The sequence below is a fragment of the Lyngbya aestuarii BL J genome (assembly GCF_000478195.2).
Lineage (GTDB): Bacteria > Cyanobacteriota > Cyanobacteriia > Cyanobacteriales > Microcoleaceae > Capilliphycus > Capilliphycus aestuarii.
In genome coordinates this window covers 1-1143 of record NZ_AUZM01000233.1, presented here as the reverse complement: position 1 = coordinate 1143, position 1143 = coordinate 1, and the positions used below count along the sequence as shown (strand labels likewise).

Sequence of the window (1143 nt, the reverse complement as noted above, 5' to 3'; positions counted from 1 at the left end):
GTTTTTAAATGGGGTAATATATAGGCTGTTGTTCCGCCAGTTCCCGCCCCAATTTCGAGAACTTTTAGCTTTTGGGTTTGAGGTTGATTTTCTAGAGCTTTTTGAATAACCTTTTCGACTAAGGTATTCATCACTTTGGCTCCGGGTGAGTTTTGATAAAGTTGAGTTAAAAAGCTAACATCTCCACTCGGAAAGAGTAACTGTATGGGGTCTAATTTTCCTTGCAAAACTTCTGCTAAATGAGAGCCACAAGCGCTTAAAAGGGAAAGTTCCGCTTCTATTTCTAGGTCTAGACAGAGTTGGGTTTTAATCTGACTCGGAGAATCAATTTTAATCGATTCTTGAATGACTTCCCAAGCTTGATTTTTTCTTTGCAGAATTCCGGCTTCAGACAAGATTTCTAGTAGTCGCTCAAATAGACGTTGCTGTTTGCTTGTAATGCCTAATTTATCGGCTAATTCTTGAGATAAAAATTGCTGTTTTGCTGTAAACTCAAACCCCATCTGTGTAAACGCTTGGATAATATAGCTGAGGCTCACATCTTCCAATTGAGGTAACAGTTCAGCGTATTTTTTAAACTGCGGTTGACTTAAAAATTGCCTAAACTCGGGAACAATCTCATCAAAAATTGCTTGAGTCTGAACTACAAAATTAGTTGCAGATGAACTTAGGGGTTGAGGTTTCCATTCAACGGTATACAACCAATCTTGTAGGTTGGTAGTAGAATTTCCTAAAACCGCTTCACGATTGACCGCTTGAATTTGTAGCTGATTGATTTGTGCTGTAATTTCTCCTTCTGAATTTGCTATTAAAATATCAGCAGAATAAACTTTAGGATTCGATGTAAAATGCAGTTTAACTTGACTCCAAAAGGGTTTTTCATCTAATTTATTATGAATAATAAGCTGCTGAAAGCTAACAGGTAAATAAGTGTCTAACTGTTCCTCTGAAAAGGCTGCACCAACCGCCTGAAAACAAGCATCGAGTAGGATGGGATGAATCTGATAATGGTTTAATTCTTCTGCGATAGTTTCAGAAGGGTTAATTTGCGCGAAAACTTGGTTTTCTTCCAAGTCCAATCTGTATATTTTATCTAAGATTTGAAAAGCAGCACCATAACTTATCAGATCGGAAGAGCACACG

General features: G+C 37.6%; 1 protein-coding gene. It reads right to left on the bottom strand.

Annotated features, from left to right (window positions below):
* Nucleotides 1–1073, bottom strand: a 1073-nt coding sequence (locus M595_RS27750) for a polyketide synthase dehydratase domain-containing protein (RefSeq protein ID WP_238987153.1), incomplete at its 3' end; no start/stop codon positions are given.
* Nucleotides 1074–1143 lie beyond the last annotated feature (70 nt).